The organism is Streptomyces sp. NPDC007971 (assembly GCF_042958635.1).
Classification (GTDB): domain Bacteria; phylum Actinomycetota; class Actinomycetes; order Streptomycetales; family Streptomycetaceae; genus Streptomyces.
The window spans coordinates 734,278-752,952 of the sequence record NZ_JBIBJK010000001.1; the positions used below are offsets into that span (position 1 = coordinate 734,278).

The window sequence follows — 18,675 nt, forward strand, 5'->3', positions numbered from 1 at the left end:
GGCGTGGTCGGATGGTCCTGGTCGGGCGGGTCGGGCGGGTCGGGCGGGTCGGGCGGGTCGGGCGGGTCGTGTGGTCCTGTCGGGCGGTCCTATACGGCCACGGGGGCGGGGTCGGCCGGGGAGGGGCCGCGGCCGGTGATGGCGAGAAACGTGTCCTGGAGGGTGGCGTCGGCCGAGCCGCCGTGTGCCGCCTTGAGTGCGCCGGGGGTGCCCTCGGCCGCGACCACGCCGCGGTCGACGATCACGAGCCGGTCGGCGAGGGCGTCGGCCTCGTCCAGGTAGTGGGTGGTCAGGAAGACCGTGGTGCCGTGCTCGTCGCGCAGCCGGCGGACCAGGTCCCACAGGTCGGCGCGGCTGCCCGGGTCCAGGCCGGTCGTCGGTTCGTCCAGGAACAGCACCTTGGGGCGGTGGGTGAGCGCCATCGCGATGTCCAGGCGGCGGCGCTGGCCGCCGGAGAGGGCGGCCGTCCTCCGGTCGAGCAGCTCGGTGAGGTCCAGGTCCCGGGCCAGTTCCGCGGCCCGCCGGACCGCCTCGGCTCTCGGCAGGCGGTACATCCGGCCCTGGGTGACCAGCTCCTCCCGGACCGTGATCTGCGGGTCCACCCCGCCGGACTGGGCGACATAGCCCGAGGCCCGGCGCACTCCGGCCGGGTCGGCGGCCAGGTCGTGGCCGGCGACGGTGGCCGCGCCGCCGGTGGGCTTCAGCAAGGTGGTGAGCATCCGCAGGGTGGTCGTCTTGCCGGCGCCGTTGGGGCCGAGGAACCCGAGGATCTCGCCCTCGCGAACGGTGAGGTCGATGCACCGTACGGCCTCCACGGGTCCGGATTTCGTCTGGAAGGTGCGGGCCAGTCCGGCCGCGCTGATGACTGCTGCCATGTCCTCAGAAAAACAGAGACACTGAAATTTTGCAATGACACCAAGTTTTCAGAGGTCCCAGCGAAGTTAGGATGCGGGCATGGCGGAGGGGCTCAGGGAGCGGAAGAAGCGGCAGACCAGGCAGTACATCTCGGACGTCGCCACAGGGCTGTTCCTCGAACGCGGCTTCGACGCCGTCACGGTCGCGGAGATCGCCGAGGCGGCGAACGTCTCCGTCAACACCGTCTACAACTACTTCCCGGCCAAGGAGGACCTCTTCTTCGACCGCTCCGCCGGCATGGTCGACCGGCTCGCCCGCTGGGTGCGGGGCCGCCCCGCCGGCGAGTCCGCGGCCGGTGCGGTCCTGCGCGAGCTGCGCGAGGAGGTCGAGGCGGTCTCCCCCCGGGTGGGCCTGATCCCCGGGTACGCGAGCTTCATGAAGGTGATCGAGGAGACCCCCGCACTGCGCTCCCGGCTGTGGGCCCTCGCCCAGGAGGTGCAGGCCAACCTGGAGCAGGTCCTGCGCGAGGAGGCCGGCGCGGCGGACGGCGACGACCTGCCGACCCTGATGGCCGGTCAGATCGGATGGGCGCACAGTACGGTCATGGCGGTCATCTCACGCGAGATGGTCAAGGGGCGCGAACCGCGCGAAGTGTCACGAGAGGTGCTCGTTCTCCTCGACGACATCGAGGACCTGTTGAGCGAAAAGGTCCTCAACTACGCCGTCCGAGGCGCGCCCTGACCCCTGCCGGTGTGATGTCCGTCAATTGAGACGTGACGCGCGTTACTTACCGGTCACACAGCGGCTCCGGAGCGCTATGGTCCGCCGAAGAGGCAGACGTCAACAGCGTTCAGGGAGTCGGAGTGGCAGGGAAGCTCGCCGTCATCGGAGCCGGTCTCATGGGATCCGGTATCGCCCAGGTCGCCGCACAGGCGGGCTGGGACGTCGTCCTGCGCGACGTCACCGACGAGGCGCTCAAGAGGGGCACCGACGGCATCAGGGCCTCGTACGACAAGTTCGTCGGCAAGGGCAAGCTGGAGGCGCGCGACGCCGAGGCCGCCCTCGGCCGCATCACCGCGACCACCGACCTGGACGCGGCCGCCGACGCCGACATCGTCGTCGAGGCCGTCTTCGAGAAGCTCGAGGTCAAGCACGAGATCTTCCGCGCGCTCGACAAGATCGTCCGCGAGGACGCCGTGCTCGCCTCCAACACCTCTGCCATCCCGATCACCAAGATCGCGGCAGCCACCGAGCACCCCGAGCGGGTCGTCGGTGTGCACTTCTTCTCGCCGGTGCCGATGATGCAGCTCGTCGAGCTGGTCCGCGGCTACAAGACCAGCGACGAAACCCTGGCCACCGCGCGGCAGTTCGCCGAGTCCGTCGGCAAGACCTGCATCGTCGTCAACCGGGACGTGGCCGGCTTCGTCACGACCCGTCTCATCTCGGCCCTGGTGGTCGAGGCGACCAAGCTCTACGAGTCCGGCGTCGCCACGGCCGAGGACATCGACCTCGCCTGCAAGCTGGGCTTCGGCCACGCCATGGGCCCCCTGGCCACCGCGGACCTGACCGGCGTGGACATCCTGCTGCACGCCACCGGCAACATCTACACCGAGTGCCAGGACGAGAAGTTCGCCCCGCCGGAGCTGATGCGCCGGATGGTGGATGCCGGTGACATCGGGCGCAAGAGCGGGCAGGGCTTCTACAAGTACTGATCCGCATCCGACCGGAGACGCACACCGGGAGTTTCACTCCCGGGGGTGAATTCGGTATCGGTTCGCTTACAAACAGCAACCGTACTGCCGCAAAGGCAGTCAGACGTTGCACAGCACCGTCACGGAGTACGCCACCGCATTCATCGGGGAGCGCATATGCACATCAGGGGCGACCACGCCGAGCTGGTCGTCGGGGGCCGCCTCGACGTCCGCAGCGCGGCGGACGCCCGTACGGCCCTGCACTCGGCGGTCGACGACGGAGTCGGCGACCTGGTGCTCGACCTGTCCGAGCTGGACTCCTGGGACGCCACCGGACTCGGGGTGATCATGGGAGCCCACCGGCGGGCCGGCCGGTGCGGCCGCCGCCTGGTGCTGCGCCGCGTCCCGCCCCAGATGCAGCGCCTGCTGGTGGCCACGCGGCTGCACCGCATCCTCGCCATCGAGGGCGGCATCGGGGCGGAGTCGGCCCCCCGGGTGTAACCCGACGAGCAGGTGTGAACCGGGCGACGGGTGAGACCCGGACGCAGGCGTCGAACCGCACGTCGGGGGCAATCCTCACCGGACTGTGATGTCTCGGACCGCACGGCACCCCACCCTGTCGTAGATACTGTGCGAAGGTTTAGGGTTCGGTCGCCCGCTGCCTCACCACCCTCGAGCGGGCCCGGACCAGAAGCGACAGCGCGGTGTGCAGCAGGCCGGGAGGGGCCGGTATTCAAGGGCACGCGACGCTTTTGGGGGTTTGAACCCATGGACCCGATCACTCCGGGACCCGAGGAGCACGGCCACGCTCCGGGCCGCCGCCCGCCCCGGGAATCCCTCAACTCCGACTTCGGGCAGAGCACACCCGCGCTCGCCCGCACGGCGCGCCTCGTCTCCGGCGACTTCCTGCTGACCGTCAACCCCGTCGACGGCAGCGAGATAGAGCCCTGCCCGCCTGGGGGCACCTCCCTCTCAAGCGCATTCGAGAGCGGGGGAGAGAGGCCGGGACGGCCCCGCAAGCGCAGCTCCGCCGAGCGCGCCGAGACCGAGCGCGCCGCCCGGCCACCGGTACCGCCCGGCCCGGCGCAGCCCACGCTCTCCCTCCTCGAACGCCAGGACGAGCGCGAGCGCCTGGTCCGGCTGCTCGCCCGCGGCCGTTCCGTGCGGCTCACCGGCCCCGGTGGCTCCGGGCGCACCGCCCTGCTCGACCTCGTCGCCGAGGACTGCTTCGACCTCGCCCCCGACGGCGTGGTCCGGCTCACCGGCTTCCGCCGCACGGCCACCGACCTCCTCCACGACCTCTTCCACGCCGTCTACGAAGCCCCCCGGTACCGGCCCGAACGCGACCAGCTGCTCGAACTGGTCGCCGAGATCGGCGCGGTCGTGGTCGTGGACGACCTGGAGCTCGGCGGCGCCGCCCTGGACGAAGTGCTCGCCGCCACCCCCGAATGCGCCTTCCTGCTCGCCGCCACCCCGGACGTGCCCGCGCCGACCGCCGACGCCGACGTCGAGGAGGTCTTCCTCGCCGGCCTGGAGCGCGCCTGTGGCGTGGAGATCCTGGAGCGGGCCGTCGGCCGTGTCCTCACCGAGGACGAGGCCAACTGGGCGGGCGACCTGTGGTTCGAGTCCGAGGGGCTGCCCCTGCGGTTCGTCCAGGCCGGTGCCCTGCTCCGGCAGCGCGACCAGCTGCGGGCCAGCGCCGGGGCGGTCGACGCGTACGGCGTCTTCGAGGACGTACGGCCGGCCGTCGAGGAGCCCCTGGACGTGGCGGAGACGGAGGACGTCCCGCTGCCCGCCCTCGGCGAGGCGGCCGCGCCCGCCCCGCTGCTCGCCTCCCGGCTCAGCGCCTCCGCCCGCGCGACCCTCCGCTTCGCGGTCGCCCTCGGCGGCGAGGTGCCGCACCAGGCGCATCTGCCCGCGCTGGTCGGCGACACCCACGCGGACGCCGCGCTCGGCGAACTCGCCGGCTGCGGACTGGTCTCCCCGGTCGGCTCCCGCTACCGCCTGGCGGCCGGCGTGCAGGCGCAGCTGGAGGCCGCCGACTACGCCGCCGACGCCCCGGCCCAGGCCCTCGCCGCGGCCGAGCACTACGCCTGGTGGACCGGCCATCCCTCGGTGGCCCCCGAGCGGGTGTGCGCCGAGGCCGACGCGGTCCTCGCCGCGCTCACCGTGGCGGTGGGGGACACGGCACCGCCCGCCGAGGGCGAGGAGAGCTGTGCGGTGCGGCTCGCGCGCACGGCCGCGCCCGCCTTCGCCGCCGGACTGCACTGGAGTGCCTGGGAGCGGGCGCTGCGCTCCGGCGCCGAGGCCTCCCGGCTCTCCGGCGAGATCTCCGAACAGGCCTATTTCCACCACGAGTTGGGCATCCTCGCGCTCTGCGGCGGACAGCTCGACCGGGCCCGCGCCGAGCTGGAGACGTCCGCCGGCCTGCGCGGGGCGCTCGCCGACAAGCGGGGCACCGTCGCCGGGCGCCGTGCCCTCGCGCTGGTCGCCGACCTCGCGGGCGACGCGGCCGCACCGATGGTGGGCGAGGAGGTGCCGGACGCCCGCCACGAGGAGTCGGCGCTGCCTCCCGGCGGGCTGCCGACGCCCTTCCCGCCGCTCTACGCGCCCGCCGACGACACCCTGGTCACCCATCAGCCCCCGGCCCGCACGTCCCTGGGCGGCATCCGGCGCCTGGCCCGCCGCAACCTCGTCGCGGCCGGCTCCGGGGCCCTGCTCGCCGCCGTTCTCGGCACGGTCGTCACCCTCGGCATGACGTCCGACCAGAACGCGGGCAAGAACCCGGCCGGTACGGTCGACGCCCCGTCCGCGAGCCAGGGCACGGACGACGGCAGCCTGGGCGCGGACCCGAAGCAGAACGACGGCGCGGGCGGCGACGCCGACAGCCCCGCCGGCACTCCGACGAACCCCGGCCCCGACGGCACCTACGGCACGGCGGACGACCCGACGCCGCCGTCGGCCACCGTCCGGCCCTCGCAGAGCGCCAGGCCGACCGGCTCCAAGACCTCGGGCTCGCCGTCCAAGTCGCCCAAGCCGTCGGGGTCGTCCAGCACGCCGGGCGGCGGCACGACCGGCGGAAGCACCGGCGGCACGACGGGCGGGCCCACCGGCGGCACGACGGGTGGGCCGACGGGCGGCACGACGGGCGGCACGACCACCGGAGGCGGCACCAACGGCGGGACCAACGGCGGAACCACGGGCGGCACGAACGGAGGGACCAACGGCGGGACCACCGGCGGCACGAACGGCGGGACCACGGGCGGCACGACCACCGGAGGCGGCACCGACGGCGGAACCACCTCGGGGACGACCGGTGGCACGACCGGGGGGACCACCACAGGCACGACCGGTGGCACGACGGCCGGTTCGTCGTCGCCCGTCGCCAGCAACTCGGCGAGCGCACCGCAGGGCACGGGTGCCGTGACGCCGAGCGGTACCGGTTCGGTGATCTAGCGGCTCGGCGGACAGGCGTTCCCGCCGCGACTTCGGTCGGCGGCGGCGGTGCGGGCCGGCAGCGCCGGTCGATACGAGACCGGCGGACCCCCAGGGCCCTCGGCGGGCCCGGCACCGCCGGTCACCGCCGTCACGGCTGAGCGCCGTCGCGGCGGGAACGGGGGCTGCTCGGTACGGAGGGCCGTACGCCTGGTGCCCGACGCGGGGGTGATGCCGGGCGCGGGAGCGATGCCCTGGACCGGATGCCGGGCACAGGTGGTGCCGACCGCAGGCCCGGTGCCGACCGCAGGCCTGATGCCGGGCGTGGGCGTGATGCCGGGCACAGGTCTGTTGTCGGTGGTCGTCATGATGCCGGGCGTGGGCGTGATGCCGGGCGCACGCCTGTTGCCGGGCGTCGGCCCGGCAGGTGGCGGAGCGTTCGGCTCAGAACAGGCGGAGCTTGTCGTCCTCGATGCCGCGCAGGGCGTCGTAGTCCAGGATCTGGCAGTTGATGCCGCGGTCCGTGGCGAGGACCCGGGCCTGGGGCTTGATCTCCTGGGCGGCGAAGACGCCGCGGACCGGAGCGAGATGCGGGTCGCGGTTGAGCAGTTCGAGATAGCGGGTGAGCTGCTCGACGCCGTCGATCTCGCCGCGCCGCTTGATCTCGATGGCGACGGTCCGGCCCTCGGCGTCCCGGCACAGGATGTCCACCGGGCCGATCGCCGTCATGTACTCGCGGCGGATGAGCGTGTAGCCGTCGCCGAGTGTCTCGATACGGTCGGCGAGCAGTTCCTGGAGGTGTGCTTCCACGCCGTCCTTGATCAGCCCCGGGTCCACGCCGAGTTCGTGCGAGGAGTCATGGAGGATCTCCTCCATGGTGATGATCAGTTTCTCGCCTGCCTTGTTGACGACGGTCCACACGCCCTCCTCGTCGCCGGTGCCCTCCTTCAACGTGCAGGGCGGCGACATCCAGTTGAGGGGCTTGTAGGCCCGGTCGTCCGCGTGGATGGAGACGCTGCCGTCCGCCTTGACCAGGATCAGTCTGGGCGCCGAGGGCAGGTGGGCGGTGAGCCGGCCGGCGTAGTCGACCGAGCAGCGGGCAATGACGAGACGCATGGTCGGCAACGCTACTCGACACCCACGGGTGGGCGCGATTCGCCCTCGCCCCGTCCGTCCCGCCCGACCTCCGGTGTCCGCCGTGCCGCCCCATTTATCCCTGGAAACTCTTGTTCATCCCTGGCCGATTGTGCGCCTAAAGGGACCGTTCCATATACGCATTCTGCTGGTGCGGTCACCGACGGTTGCCTACCGTAGGGAACGGGAGGTCGCGATGTGTGCACGGAGCGTGTTCGATATCGCGAACTCCCCCATCTGTCCGGCAACCCCTGTTCGTCGGGGGTGCGAGAGGAGAACCCATGTCGCTCGACGTCTCACCGGCCCTACTCGAACAGGCCGAGCGAGGCGAGGTCGACGAAGCAGCATTCGTCGACTGCGTCCGGACCTCCCTGCCCTATGCGTGGGAGATGATCAGCTCCCTGGTGGCCCAGCTGAAGGTGGACGGCGCACCCTTCGCCGACAACCAGACGCCCCCGCCGGACGAGCAGGCACGCGGTCAACTGCTGCGTGCGCTCGCGAGTGACGCCATCCGCGGCGCGCTGCAGCGGCACTTCGGTGTGCGGCTGGCCTTCCAGAACTGCCACCGGGTGGCGGTGTTCCCGCTGGACGCCTCGGTGGACGAGACGCTCGCCCGTTTCACCTCGGTGCGCAGCCAGTTGCTGAACCAGTCGCCGGAGCTCCGGGACTGCTGACGCGCGGCACGCGTGCCGCCCGGGCAGCGAGCCGCTTGCTTGCCGCTCCACCCGTGGGAGGTGCATTCAGTACTGGGGCGGCAAGCCCCCCGTGCGGAAAGGGAGTCGGCGGCTCGTCAGCGCAACTGGGGCAGCACCTCGGCACCCAGGCGCCGCAGGTTCTCCTCCGTCGCCGCGAGGTCGCCCGAGCCCTCGACGAGCAGGGCGAAGCGGGAGATGCCGGTGCGCTCCGACGTGGCCGCGAGCCGGTCGGCGGCGAGCCGTGGCGTGCCCACCGGGTGCAGCCCGCAGAGCAGTTCGGTGTAGGCGAGCGGATCGCGCATCGTGCGCGCCCGGCCGTCGACGGTCACATGGGCGTCCAGCCCCTGCTTGAGCCAGCCCGGCATCGCCTTCAGCAGTGTCTCCGCCGCGTCGGTGCGCCGGTCCGCGATCTGGCAGACCCCGGCGGAGACATGGGCCGCGCCGGCGATCTCCTCGGGCGGGCGGCCCGCGGCCCGCGCGAACTGCCGCCACAGGGTGACCATCTCGGCCTTTTCCTCGTCGCCGACGTGCATGCCGAGCAGCATCGGCAGTCCGCGCTCGGCGGCCAGCCGCACGGTCCCCGGCGAGGTGCAGGCGACCACGACCTCCGGACCCGGGGTCTCCGTCAGCGCCTCCGAGGGACGGGGCACCACGGGCACCTCACGGAAGGAGAACCGTTCACCCGAGGCCGAGACGGATGGTTCGCGCAGCCAGCGCACCAGCAGATCGAGTGATTCCGGGAACCCGTGCTCGTACGCACCGATGCCCGCGCCGAACACCTCCAGGTCCACCCACGGCCCGCCGCGCCCGACGCCCAGCGTGAACCGCCCGCCGCTCGTCAGGTGCAGCAGCGCGGCCTGCTCGCCCAGCGCGACCGGGTGCGCGATGGGCAGTACGCTGACCGCCGTGCCGACACGGATGCGCCGGGTACGGCCGAGCAGTAAGGCGGCCAGGGTGACCGCGGACGGGCATGTGCCGTACGGCACGAAGTGGTGCTCGGCCAGCCACACCGCGTCCAGCCCGGCCTCTTCGGCGACCTCGGCCGAGCGGACCGCCCGGTACAGGGCTTCCCCGGGGCCCTGGCCCGGGAACTGAGCCGCCAGCACAAAACTTCCTACGTGCATTGCATTTCCTGCTTCCTTGGCTCCGACCCGGAGCTCCCCCAACCCGCATAACCGTCTGACACGTGCCGAGGACACGGCCTGGCGGGGAGATTTGCGGATTGTCTGCAGAATGGGCTGCCCCGAGGGGGGACTTGTGTGGTTTGGTTCCCTCCGGGTACCCCTGCGCGTGCCGCGTACGCTGGACGGGTCCCGTGCTTCCTGTATAGCCCCGAGAGGTGTCCCGTGTCCCCGCGTCGCAACCGACCGAAGGCAGCCGCATCGTCCGGGAGCGCCACCGAGGACGACCGGGCGGGCCGGTACGGCGGCTGGCAGTCGACGGAGAGCTGGCAGGGCGAGGAGTGGAGCGTGCGCCATGTCGCCGGGTCGAGCGCCGAGGGCAAGACCTACCGCTGCCCCGGCTGCGAACAGCTGATCCCGTCCGGCGTCCCGCACGTGGTGGCCTGGCCGGAGCACGCGGGCGTAGACGACCGCCGCCACTGGCACAAGGCGTGCTGGAACGCGAAGGACCGCCGCACCACGCGGGTGCAGCGGTCCCGTAACGCGCCGAGGTTCTGAGCTACACGTCCCGGTTCTGCAGCAGCGCGTAGGCGCCGGCGTACGCGGCCGCCGTCACGCCCAGCATGATCCACACCGGGTCCCAGCCCGAGGGGCCGGACTGGCTCAGGGTGTTGTCGTAGAAGACGCCCATCTGGCTCGGGATCGAGTACTCCAGCAGCGCCTTCTGCACCGACTGCAGCGACGAGGCGTTCATGAAGAGCGCGATCACCAGCGGGGCGAGCACCGCGCCGATCATGATCGTGATGGCGCCCGCCGAGTGCCGGATGATCGAGCCGATCAGCAGCGACAGCAGCCCGAGCAGCGCGATGTAGAGGCTGATGCCGAGCGTGGCCTTCAGCCATTCCCCGGTGGACGGGGTGGTCGCGCCGTGGCCCGACAGCATGGATGTCTGCACCATCGCCACGAACGACACGGTGACCAGCGTCACCACGAAGGCGAGGACGAAGAACACGATCGACTTGGCGGCCAGCACCCGGCCCCGGCTGGGACAGGCGGTCATGGTCGTGCGGATCATGCCCGTGCCGTACTCGGACGCCGTGGTCAGGACGCCGAGCGTGATGATGCACATCATGCCGAGCAGCAGGCCGAAGAAGCCGAGGCTCAGCGCGGTCTGGCCGGACAGGTCGGAGCTGGAGCCGCGGACCGCGAGACCGGCGAGCAGGCCGATGCCGACCACGAGCAGGAGGAAGACGCCGAGCGTCCACACCGTGGAACGGACCGACTTGATCTTCGTCCACTCGGAGGCCAGCGCATGCCGGAGGTGGGTGCGCACGACCGGGATCGGCGAGCTGTAGCCGGGGAAGGACCCGCCGGGCGCCGCCTGCCAGTCGGGCGCGGCGACAGGTGCCTGCGGCATCGGGGGCTGCTGGGTGCTCATCGGGCGTCCTCGGGCTTGGTCGTGTCGGCCGCGGGGGCCGGGGGAGCGGGCTGGGACGGCGGGGCGGCGGGTGCGGCGGCCGGGGCCGGGGGTGCGGCGGCCGGAGCCTGCGCCTGGGGCGCCTGGGGCGCCTGGGGCGTCTGAGGGGCCTGCGGGGCGGGCGCGGCGTACGGGTTGGGTACTCCCGCGCCCGGAACGCCCGGAGCGCCGTACGGGGCCGCGGGAGCGCCGCCGTACGGGCCCGAGGGCGGCGTCGGCACCGTGAACGGCTGGCCCTGCTGGGGCGGCGGCGGAGCGTACCAGCCGGGCTGACCCTGCCCGGGGACCGGCATGGGCGGCTGGGCGCCCGGCGGCAGGGGCTGCTGGAGGCCCGCCTTCTGGTCGATGGTCGAGCGGTAGTCGACGGCGCCCTGCGTCATGCGCATGTACGCCTCCTCCAGCGAGGCCTGGTGCGGCGACAGCTCCCACAGCCGGACGTCCGCCTCGTGCGCGAGGTCGCTGATGCGCGGCAGCGGCAGCCCCGTCACGCGCAGCGCGCCGTCCTGCTCGGGCAGCACATGGCCGCCGGCCTCGGTGAGCGCGGAGGTCAGCTTCTCACGCAGCTGGGGGTCGGTGTCGGGGGTGCGCACGCGCGCGAAGTCGGCGGAGTTGGCCGAAATGAAGTCCGTCACACTCATGTCGGCGAGCAGCTGACCGCGCCCGATCACGATGAGGTGGTCGGCGGTCAGCGCCATCTCGCTCATCAGGTGCGAGGAGACGAAGACCGTACGGCCCTCGGCCGCCAGGGCCTTCATCAGGTTGCGGACCCAGAGGATGCCCTCGGGGTCGAGGCCGTTGACCGGCTCGTCGAAGAGCAGCACCTGGGGGTCGCCGAGCAGCGCGGCGGCGATGCCGAGGCGCTGGCCCATGCCGAGGGAGAAGCCCTTGGAGCGCTTTTTCGCCACTTCCTGCAGGCCGACGACCCCGAGCACCTCGTCCACCCGCCGGGCCGGAATGCCCGACAGCTGGGCGAGGCTCAGCAGGTGGTTGCGGGCGGTCCGGCCGCCGTGCACCGCCTTGGCGTCGAGCAGCGCACCGACCTGGCGGGGGGCGTTGGGCAGCTTGCGGTACGGGTAGCCGCCGATGGTCACCGCGCCGGACGTCGGGTTGTCCAGCCCGAGGATCATCCGCATCGTCGTCGACTTGCCCGAGCCGTTCGGCCCGAGGAAGCCGGTCACGGCTCCCGGTCGCACCTGGAAGGAAAGGTTGTACACGGCGGTCTTGTCGCCGTAGCGCTTTGTCAGGCCTACAGCCTCGATCATGCTCCGCACCCATCGAAAGTTCAGGACAGCGGGGCACACGCCCCCGTAAGGGTTAGGAGGATATCCGGGCTTTGACGGTTCCGCCCAAAAGAAAGTAAAGCCGGAGCAGGGCGAAGCGAGGACAGATACCTACTGGGCGTCCCGGCGCTTGAGCAGGACGTAACCGCCCGCCACCGCGGCGATCACCCACAGGGCCATGATCCCGAGCCCGCCCCAGGGCCCGTAGGGCGTGTCGTCGCCGATCCTCGGCACCACCTGCATGATCCGGCTGCCGGCCTGGTCGGGCAGGAACTGTCCGAGCTTCTTCGTCGCGTCCACGTTGCCGAGGATGTTGGAGATCAGGAAGAAGAACGGCATCAGGATGCCGAGCGAGAGCATCGGCGAGCGCAGCATCGCGGCGACGCCCATGGAGAACATCGCGATCAGGGTCATGTACAGCCCGCCGCCGAGCACCGCGCGCAGCACCTCGGAGTCGCCGATCCCGGTGCCGAGCGGGCCGAGCATCGCCTGGCCGAGGAAGAACGCGGCGAAGCTGGTGACCATGCCGACGACCAGCGCGAGCGCGGCCGCCACGGCGATCTTGCTGAACAGGAAGGTGCCGCGCTGGGGTACGGCGGCCAGCGAGGCGCGGATCATGCCGGTGCTGTACTCGTTCGACACGACGAGCACCCCGAACACGATCATGGCGAGCTGCCCGAGGGTCATGCCTGCGAAGCTGATCACGGTCGGATCGAAGGAGATTCGCTCCCGCAGCGGCATGTTGTCGTACTGGCTCCTCGACAGTGCGGAGATGAGCATGCCGAGGGCGACGGTGACCACCACGGCCAGCGACAGCGTCCACACCGTCGACGCCACGGACCGGATCTTGGTCCACTCGGACCGGATGACCTGCACGGCAGCCATGGGTCAGGCCCCTTTCCAGCCGGTGCCCCAGCCCTGCGGCGCGGGAGTGGGCCCGGCATGCGCGTGGTACTCCACCGACTCCGCCGTCAGCTGCATGAACGCCTCCTCCAGCGAGGCCTGCTGGAGGCTCAGCTCGTGCAGCACGATGCCGTGCTGCGCGGCCAGCTCCCCGATCCGCTCCGCCTTGCCGCCCTCCACCTCCAGCGTGCCGCCGCCCGCCTCGACGACGGTGATCCCGGCCTCGTGCAGCACGTCCACGAGCCGCTCGCGCTGCGGCGAACGGATCCGTACGTAACTGCGCGCGTACTCCCGGATGAAGCCGGCCATGGAGGTGTCGGCCAGCAGCCGGCCCTGCCCGATGACCACCAGATGATCGGCGGTCAGCGCCATCTCGCTCATCAGATGGCTGGAGACGAACACGGTCCGTCCCTGCGCGGCCAGCGATTTCATCAGGTTCCGGATCCAGTGGATGCCCTCGGGGTCGAGACCGTTGACCGGCTCGTCGAACATCAGGATCTGCGGATCACCGAGCAGCGCGGCCGCGATGCCGAGCCGCTGGCCCATGCCGTACGAGAACCCCTTGGCCTTCTTCTTCCCCACGGCGGTGAGCCCGACGGTGTCCAGCACCTCGGCCACCCGCCGGTCCGGGATCCCGTTGCTCTGCGCGAGACACAGCAGATGGTTGTAGGCGGTGCGCCCGCCGTGCACGGCCTTCGCGTCCAGCAGGGCACCCATGTACGTCAGCGGGTCCTTGAGCCGGTCGTAGTGCCTGCCGTCGATCCGGACGTCCCCGGAGGTGGGCCGGTCGAGCCCGAGGATCATGCGCATGGTCGTGGACTTGCCGGCACCGTTGGGACCGAGGAACCCGGTCACGATGCCCGGCCGCACGGCGAAGGTGAGACCGTCGACCGCGAGTTTCTCGCCGTACCGCTTGGTCAGCCCCTCCAGCTCGATCATGCGGCCACGCTATGACCGGGGTTCGCGGGCTGCCACTTGAGGGGGACCACCTTGCCCGTGCCGGGCCTGCGCCCCTCCGCCCGTGGACGGGGACCTGCGCCCCTCCGCCCGTGGACAGGGAAAAGGGCGGCGGGACCGAGCCCCACCGCCCCTCGACCGGGTCCTTCGACTAGCGCGTCTGCTGAGCAGGAACCCCGCGGGAGATAGGCTCGTCCTCGGCCGGGGAGCCGGCCGCGGCCACCGCGGCGCCGGTCAGCGTGGCGAGCATCTCGCGGACGTTCGTCAGCTGGGCGTTGATGCTGTCGCGGCGGTTGGTGAGCGCCGCCAGCTCGCGCTCGGATTCCGAGCGGATACGGTCGGCCTTGGCGTTGGCGTCGGCCACGATGTCCTCGGCCTGGCGCTGGGCCGTCTCCACCGTCTGGCGGGCGCGGCGCTCTGCGTCCGTGCGCAGCTTCTCCGCCTCCAGGCGCAGCTGCTCGGCGCGGTGCTCGATCTCGGCGAGGCGCTTCTCGGCCTTCTGCTGACGCGAGGCCAGGTCGCGCTCGGACTGCTCGCGGCGCTTGGCCAGGTTCGTCTCGAAGTCGGCGGCGGCCTGCGCGGCCTTGGCGCGGGTCTCCTCGAAGAGGGCGTCCGCCTCCTCGCGCTTGGACTGCGCGTCCTTCTGGGCCTCGGAGCGCAGCTGCGAGGCGTCACTCTTGGCCTTCTCGACGATCCGGACGCCCTCGTCCTCGGCCTTGGCCTTGCGCTCCGCAGCGAACGATTCTGCGTCGTTGCGGACCTGCTGCGCCGCGGACTCGGCGAGCTCGCGGTGCTGCTCGGCCGCGCGCCGGGCCTCCTCGCGCAGATCCTTGGCCTCTTCCTCGGCGAGGCGCAGGATCTTCTCGACACGCGCACCGAGACCGGCGTACGACGGCTCGGCGTCGGTCACCTGGGCCTGGGCGTTCTGCGTCTCGAGGTGGAGCTCCTCGATGCGCTTTTCCAGAGCGGTGATGCGGGCGAGAGCGCTGTCACGGTCGGAGACGAGCTTGGAGATCCGTTCGTCCACCTGAGCGCGGTCGTACCCACGCCGCACAAGCTCGAAGCCGTAGGGGGAAGTGTCGCTCATGGGGTTCCTGTCGAAAGAGACCGGTGAGGTGATAGGGGGAATCCTAGGGGCCGAAGCGGTGTGTCATCGAGCGGATACGTGTTTGATCTGGAGAATGACACCTCTTTTGGGTGGCTGACCGCCGGACGGCTTGCCAAATAGTGGGCCAAAGCTCCCCAGGAGACACGGAATCGGCCATCTTTCGCTAGCCGTCCGAGGACTTGCCACCCGATCGGGGGGCGCCGACCGCAGCGCTCGCCTTGACTCCGCCGTCCTTGCCGGCCGACGGGGTCTCGAAGGACTCCAACGCCTCCAGGACGTCCTGGACACGGGAGATCTCGGCGTTGATGTCCTCGCGCCGGCGCATCAGGATCTCCAGCTCGCGCTTGCCCTCCTCGACCGTGCGCCGGGCCTCCCGGATCGCCTCGGCCTTCAGCTCCTCGGCCTCCTTGACCAGCGTGGCCTTCTTCTGCTCGGCCTCCTTGAGCAGCCCCTCCGCCTTCTTGACGGCGGCGATACGGACCTTTCCGGCCTCGGAGTTGGCGTCCGACACCAGCTCCTTGGCCTTCGCCTGCGCCTTGGCCAGCTGCTCCTCGGCGGCGGTGATGAGCGCGTCGCAGCGGTCGCCGGTCGACTTCATGGTCTCGGCGGCCTCGCGCCGGGCCCGCTCGTGCAGCTCCTCGATCTCGGAGGTGATGCGGTCGCGCAGCTCCTCCGCGCGCTCCCTTATGGCGGTCGCGTCCCGGCGGGCGCCGACGAGCAGCTCGTCCGCGTCCGTGCGGGCCTTCTCCACCAGCGAGTTTCCCTCGACCGTCGACTCGGAGACGATCCGCTCGGCCTCGCTGCGGGCCGCACCCACCATCGTGTCGGCCTGCGACTCCGCGTCCGCGGTGGCCTTCAGCGCCTGCTGCTGGGCCTCGGTGAGCAGCTTGTCCGCCTCGGCCGTGGTCTCCGTGATGAGCGTGTCGACCTGCTCGGCCGCCTCCGAACGCCGCTTGTTGGCCTCCTTGCGGGCCTCGTCGAGGGTCCGGTCGGACTCCTCGCGCGCGGAGTTGACGAGCCGCTCGGCCTCCGCCTGCGCGTCCGCCCTGACCCGCTCGGCCTCGCTGCGCAGCCGCTCGGCGTGCTGCTGGGCGGAGCCGACCGTCTCGGCGGCCTCGGCGCGCAGCCGCTCGGCGTCGCCGGTGGCATCCGCGATGAGCTGCTCGGCACCCGCGACGGCTTCGGTGCGGACCCGGTCGGCCTCGGCGACGGTCTCCGTCTGGAGCCGCTCCGCCTCGTTGCGGGCCTCGGTGATGAGCGCGTCCGCCTGGGCCGCCGCGTCCGAGCGGATCCGGTTGGCGTCCTCGCGGGCGTCCGCCCGGGTGCGGGCCGCGGCCTGGTCGGCCTCGGCGAGCGCGTCCGACGCCTCCGTGCGGACCCGCTGGGCGTACTCGGACGTGTCGGTGCGCAGCCGGTCGGACTCCGCGATCGCCTCCGCGACCGTACGCTCGGCGAGCGCCTTGGCGGCCTCCGTCTCCTCGGCGGCCTCCCGCCGGATCCGTGAGGCGTCCTCGCTCGCCCGCTCCCGCTCGGCGTAGGCGTCGGCGCGGACCCGGTCCGCCTCCTGCTCGGCCTCCGTGCGGGTGCGGTCCGCCGCGTGCTCGGCGGCCGAGCGCAGCCCGGTGATCTCCTCCTGCGCCTGCTCGTGCAGCCCGGAGACCGAGTCCCGTACCTGCTGGGCGTGCTGCTCGGCCGCGGACACCATCTCGGTGGCGCGCCGGTCGGCCTCCTCGACGAGACGGACCGCCTCGGCCTGGGCGTCCTCCACCCGCTTGCGCGCCGAGGCCAGCAGCTCCTCGCTCTGCTCGCGGGTCCGCTCGCGCTCCTGGTCGGCCTCGGTGCGCGCGGCACCGAGGAGTTCCTCGGCCTCGCGGCGGCGCCGGGCCGCCTCCTCCTGCGCGGCGGCCAGCGTCTCGGACGCCTCGGCGCCGAGGCGCTCGGCGGCGGCCTGCGCCTCCGCGCGTACCCGGTCGGCGGTGTCCTGGGCCTCGGCCTTGAGCCGCTCGGCCTCGGCCGCCGCCTCCGAGCGCAGCCGTATGGCGAGGGCCTCGCCCTCGGCCCGGGAGGCCGACGCGTCCGAGGCGGCCTCCGTGCGCAGCCGCTCGGCCTCGTCCTCGGCCTGCTGCTGGAGCGTGCGGATCCGGTCGGCGGCCTCGCTGCGCTGCCGCTCGCTCTCCTCGGCGGCCTCCCGGCGGATCCGGGCCGCCTCCTCGCGGGCGTCGGTGAGCGCCTGCTCGGCCGCCGCCAGCCGCTCCTGGGTCTCGGACTGCAGCCGGGCCAGGTCCTCGGCGGCCTCGCTGCGGCGTGCCTCGACGGCCCGCTCGGTCTCCTCGCGCAGTTCACGCGCGGCCCGTTCGGCGTCCGAGGTGATCGACTCGGCCTGCTCGGTGGCCTCCGCGCGGTGCCGCTCGGCCTCCTTGCGGGTGCGCTCCAGGGTCTCCTCGGCCTGCCGGCGCAGCGCAGTGGCCCGCTCGATGGCCTCGGTGCGGACCTTCTCGCTGTCCGTCGTCGCGCTCTTGCGCAGCTCGTCGGCGTCCGCCTTGGCCTTCGCCAGCAGCTCCTCGGCGGACCTGGCCGCCTCCTCGATCTGCGCCACCGCCTCGCGGCGGGCCTCGGCGCGGATCGACTCGCCCTCGGCGACCGCGTCGGCGCGCAGCTGCTCGGCCTCGCCGCGCAGCCGGCGGGCCTCCTCCTGCAGCTCGACCGTCTTGGCGCGGTACTCCTTGGTGTCGTCCTTCGCGGCGCCCTTGAGCTGCTCGGCGATGTCGTGCGCCTCGGCGCGCAGCCGGTCCGCCTCGGCCTCGGCCTCCGTGCGGATCCGCTCGGCCTCCTCGGCGGCGGCCTTGGTGGTGTTCCTGGCTTCCTCGGACGCCTTGTTCAGGACGTCCTCGGCGGTCTTGGCGGCCTTGGAGAGCTGGGTCGCGCTCTCCTCGGCGGTGACCGTGCGGGCCTTCTCCGAGGCCTCCGCGAGGACCTTCTCGGCCTCGGCACGGGCGTCGGCGACCAGCTGCTCGGCCTCGGACTTGGTGTTCTCGGCCTCCTTGGTGGCCTCTTCGACCAGCCGCGCGACCTGTTCCTTGGCGGTGCGGGTACGGGTCTCGTTGGCGGCCTCGGCGCTCGACAGCGCCTTGGCGGCGGCCTGCTCCGCCTCGGAGACCAGCTTCTCGGCCTCGGACTGCGCCTTGCGCAGCGCCTCCTCGGCCTGGGCCATGCGCTCCTCGGCCGCCCGGCTCAGCTCGGCGGCCTGGCGGCGGGCGGTGTCCGACTCCGTGACGGTGCTGCTGCGCAGCTGCTCGGCGTGGTCGGTGGCCTCCTGGGCCTGGGTGGAGGCGGCGTTCAGCAGCCGCTCGGCGTCGGTGCGGGCGCGGCGCAGGATCTGGTCGGCCTCACCGCGGGCCGCCTCGGCGTCGCTCTGCAGCCGGTCCCGGGCCTCCCGGGTCAGCCGCTCGGCCTCCGTGCGGGCGGCGGCCATCGCCTGCTCGGCCTCGGCGCGGGACTCGTCCAGCAGCCTGCGCGCCTGGGACTCCGTGCGGGCGCGCAGCTGCTCGGCCCACGCCACGTTCTCGTTGACGTGCGACTCGACGGTCTGCCGGCGCTCCGCCAGCTCCTGGTCCAGCTGCTGGCGGCGGGTGACCGCCTCCTGGTGCAGCTCGGCCTGGAGCCGGGCGGCCTGCTCGGCGTGCTCCTGCAGGATCCGCTGCGTCTGCGCGCGGGCCTGGCTCAGCTCCCGCTCGGCGTCCTGGCGCAGCTGATCGGCCTGGATCTGGGCATTGCGCAGCAACTGCTCGGCCTGATAGCCGATGTCACCGCCGTCGTAGGCGGGCCTGGTCATGAGGGTGCGGCGCGCCTCGTGCAGCTTGGCGCGCAGCACCTCGACCTGGTAGCCGAGGTCCTCGGCGTGCTGGATCGCCTTTTCCCGCTCGGTCTTCAGCCGTTTCATCTCGGCCTCGAACCGAGAGAGGTGGTCGACGTCAGCCGCCGGCTCTCGCTCCTGGCTCTCGTAGCCCCGCACTGCGCGG

At 72.3% G+C, this 18,675-nt stretch carries 15 protein-coding genes; 6 read left to right on the forward strand and 9 right to left on the reverse strand.

Going from position 1 to position 18,675, the window contains the following annotated elements:
- Positions 1–89 precede the first annotated feature (89 nt).
- Positions 90–875, reverse strand: a complete 786-nt coding sequence (locus ACFZCP_RS03340; protein WP_391423556.1) for an ATP-binding cassette domain-containing protein — start codon at positions 873–875, stop codon at positions 90–92.
- 79 nt (positions 876–954) lie between these two features.
- Between ACFZCP_RS03340 and ACFZCP_RS03345 the strand changes: the two genes are divergently transcribed.
- The 4 genes from ACFZCP_RS03345 to ACFZCP_RS03360 all read left to right on the forward strand — a co-directional run bounded on the left by ACFZCP_RS03345 (position 955) and on the right by ACFZCP_RS03360 (position 6,002).
- Positions 955–1,596 carry a TetR family transcriptional regulator gene (locus ACFZCP_RS03345; protein WP_391423558.1) on the forward strand — a complete coding sequence of 214 codons (642 nt, stop codon included), beginning with the start codon at positions 955–957 and terminating at the stop codon, positions 1,594–1,596.
- Positions 1,597–1,718: 122 nt separating this feature from the next.
- Entirely contained in the window at positions 1,719–2,567 is an 849-nt protein-coding gene (locus ACFZCP_RS03350; protein ID WP_362692358.1) for a 3-hydroxyacyl-CoA dehydrogenase family protein, read from the forward strand.
- A gap of 156 nt (positions 2,568–2,723) precedes the next feature.
- Complete coding sequence (locus ACFZCP_RS03355) at positions 2,724–3,047, forward strand: anti-sigma factor antagonist (RefSeq protein WP_391423560.1); 324 nt, start codon at positions 2,724–2,726, stop codon at positions 3,045–3,047.
- Between the two features lie 267 nt (positions 3,048–3,314).
- On the forward strand, positions 3,315–6,002 hold the full coding sequence (locus ACFZCP_RS03360; RefSeq protein WP_391423562.1) for an ATP-binding protein: 2,688 nt from the start codon (positions 3,315–3,317) through the stop codon (positions 6,000–6,002).
- A gap of 423 nt (positions 6,003–6,425) precedes the next feature.
- Here ACFZCP_RS03360 and nucS read toward each other — a convergent pair whose 3' ends face one another.
- Positions 6,426–7,097 (reverse strand): endonuclease NucS, encoded by a 672-nt coding sequence (gene nucS, locus ACFZCP_RS03365; RefSeq protein ID WP_391423563.1) that lies wholly within the window; start codon positions 7,095–7,097, stop codon positions 6,426–6,428.
- A 299-nt stretch (positions 7,098–7,396) separates the two neighbouring features.
- On the opposite strand from nucS, the gene ACFZCP_RS03370 reads away from it, so the two are divergent.
- Positions 7,397–7,789, forward strand: coding sequence for an SCO5389 family protein (locus ACFZCP_RS03370; RefSeq protein ID WP_362692370.1), 393 nt, complete (start codon positions 7,397–7,399; stop codon positions 7,787–7,789).
- A gap of 116 nt (positions 7,790–7,905) precedes the next feature.
- On the opposite strand, the gene ACFZCP_RS03375 is transcribed toward ACFZCP_RS03370, so the two are convergent.
- Entirely contained in the window at positions 7,906–8,934 is a 1,029-nt protein-coding gene (locus ACFZCP_RS03375; RefSeq protein WP_391423566.1) for an LLM class flavin-dependent oxidoreductase, read from the reverse strand.
- A gap of 222 nt (positions 8,935–9,156) precedes the next feature.
- On the opposite strand from ACFZCP_RS03375, the gene ACFZCP_RS03380 reads away from it, so the two are divergent.
- On the forward strand, positions 9,157–9,489 hold the full coding sequence (locus ACFZCP_RS03380; protein ID WP_391423568.1) for an ATP/GTP-binding protein: 333 nt from the start codon (positions 9,157–9,159) through the stop codon (positions 9,487–9,489).
- A 1-nt stretch (position 9,490) separates the two neighbouring features.
- Here the strand turns inward: ACFZCP_RS03380 and ACFZCP_RS03385 are convergent, their stop codons facing one another.
- The 6 genes from ACFZCP_RS03385 to scy form a co-directional block, all read right to left on the reverse strand.
- Entirely contained in the window at positions 9,491–10,369 is an 879-nt protein-coding gene (locus ACFZCP_RS03385; protein ID WP_362692379.1) for an ABC transporter permease, read from the reverse strand.
- Positions 10,366–11,670: an ATP-binding cassette domain-containing protein gene (locus tag ACFZCP_RS03390; RefSeq protein WP_391423570.1), complete on the reverse strand. Its 1,305-nt coding sequence runs from the start codon at positions 11,668–11,670 to the stop codon at positions 10,366–10,368. Before ACFZCP_RS03390 ends, ACFZCP_RS03385 begins: the two co-directional genes overlap by 4 nt.
- A gap of 129 nt (positions 11,671–11,799) precedes the next feature.
- Positions 11,800–12,573 (reverse strand): ABC transporter permease, encoded by a 774-nt coding sequence (locus ACFZCP_RS03395; RefSeq protein WP_391423573.1) that lies wholly within the window; start codon positions 12,571–12,573, stop codon positions 11,800–11,802.
- 3 nt (positions 12,574–12,576) lie between these two features.
- Positions 12,577–13,530 (reverse strand): ATP-binding cassette domain-containing protein, encoded by a 954-nt coding sequence (locus tag ACFZCP_RS03400; protein ID WP_391423575.1) that lies wholly within the window; start codon positions 13,528–13,530, stop codon positions 12,577–12,579.
- A 169-nt stretch (positions 13,531–13,699) separates the two neighbouring features.
- On the reverse strand, positions 13,700–14,635 hold the full coding sequence (locus ACFZCP_RS03405; RefSeq protein WP_362692391.1) for a cellulose-binding protein: 936 nt from the start codon (positions 14,633–14,635) through the stop codon (positions 13,700–13,702).
- Between the two features lie 184 nt (positions 14,636–14,819).
- Positions 14,820–18,668 carry a polarized growth protein Scy gene (gene scy, locus ACFZCP_RS03410; RefSeq protein WP_391423577.1) on the reverse strand — a complete coding sequence of 1,283 codons (3,849 nt, stop codon included), beginning with the start codon at positions 18,666–18,668 and terminating at the stop codon, positions 14,820–14,822.
- Between the last annotated feature and the right edge of the window lie 7 nt (positions 18,669–18,675).

What these genes read in the sequence shown, in the direction of transcription:
- ACFZCP_RS03340 (WP_391423556.1), bottom strand. Translation starts at nt 875, where the DNA reads ATGGCAGCAGTCATCAGCGCGGCCGGACTGGCCCGCACCTTCCAGACG.
- ACFZCP_RS03345 (WP_391423558.1), top strand. Translation starts at nt 955, where the DNA reads ATGGCGGAGGGGCTCAGGGAGCGGAAGAAGCGGCAGACCAGGCAGTAC.
- ACFZCP_RS03355 (WP_391423560.1), top strand. Translation starts at nt 2,724, where the DNA reads ATGCACATCAGGGGCGACCACGCCGAGCTGGTCGTCGGGGGCCGCCTC.
- ACFZCP_RS03360 (WP_391423562.1), top strand. Translation starts at nt 3,315, where the DNA reads ATGGACCCGATCACTCCGGGACCCGAGGAGCACGGCCACGCTCCGGGC.
- nucS (WP_391423563.1), bottom strand. Translation starts at nt 7,097, where the DNA reads ATGCGTCTCGTCATTGCCCGCTGCTCGGTCGACTACGCCGGCCGGCTC.
- ACFZCP_RS03370 (WP_362692370.1), top strand. Translation starts at nt 7,397, where the DNA reads ATGTCGCTCGACGTCTCACCGGCCCTACTCGAACAGGCCGAGCGAGGC.
- ACFZCP_RS03375 (WP_391423566.1), bottom strand. Translation starts at nt 8,934, where the DNA reads ATGCACGTAGGAAGTTTTGTGCTGGCGGCTCAGTTCCCGGGCCAGGGC.
- ACFZCP_RS03385 (WP_362692379.1), bottom strand. Translation starts at nt 10,369, where the DNA reads ATGAGCACCCAGCAGCCCCCGATGCCGCAGGCACCTGTCGCCGCGCCC.
- ACFZCP_RS03390 (WP_391423570.1), bottom strand. Translation starts at nt 11,670, where the DNA reads ATGATCGAGGCTGTAGGCCTGACAAAGCGCTACGGCGACAAGACCGCC.
- ACFZCP_RS03395 (WP_391423573.1), bottom strand. Translation starts at nt 12,573, where the DNA reads ATGGCTGCCGTGCAGGTCATCCGGTCCGAGTGGACCAAGATCCGGTCC.
- ACFZCP_RS03400 (WP_391423575.1), bottom strand. Translation starts at nt 13,530, where the DNA reads ATGATCGAGCTGGAGGGGCTGACCAAGCGGTACGGCGAGAAACTCGCG.
- ACFZCP_RS03405 (WP_362692391.1), bottom strand. Translation starts at nt 14,635, where the DNA reads ATGAGCGACACTTCCCCCTACGGCTTCGAGCTTGTGCGGCGTGGGTAC.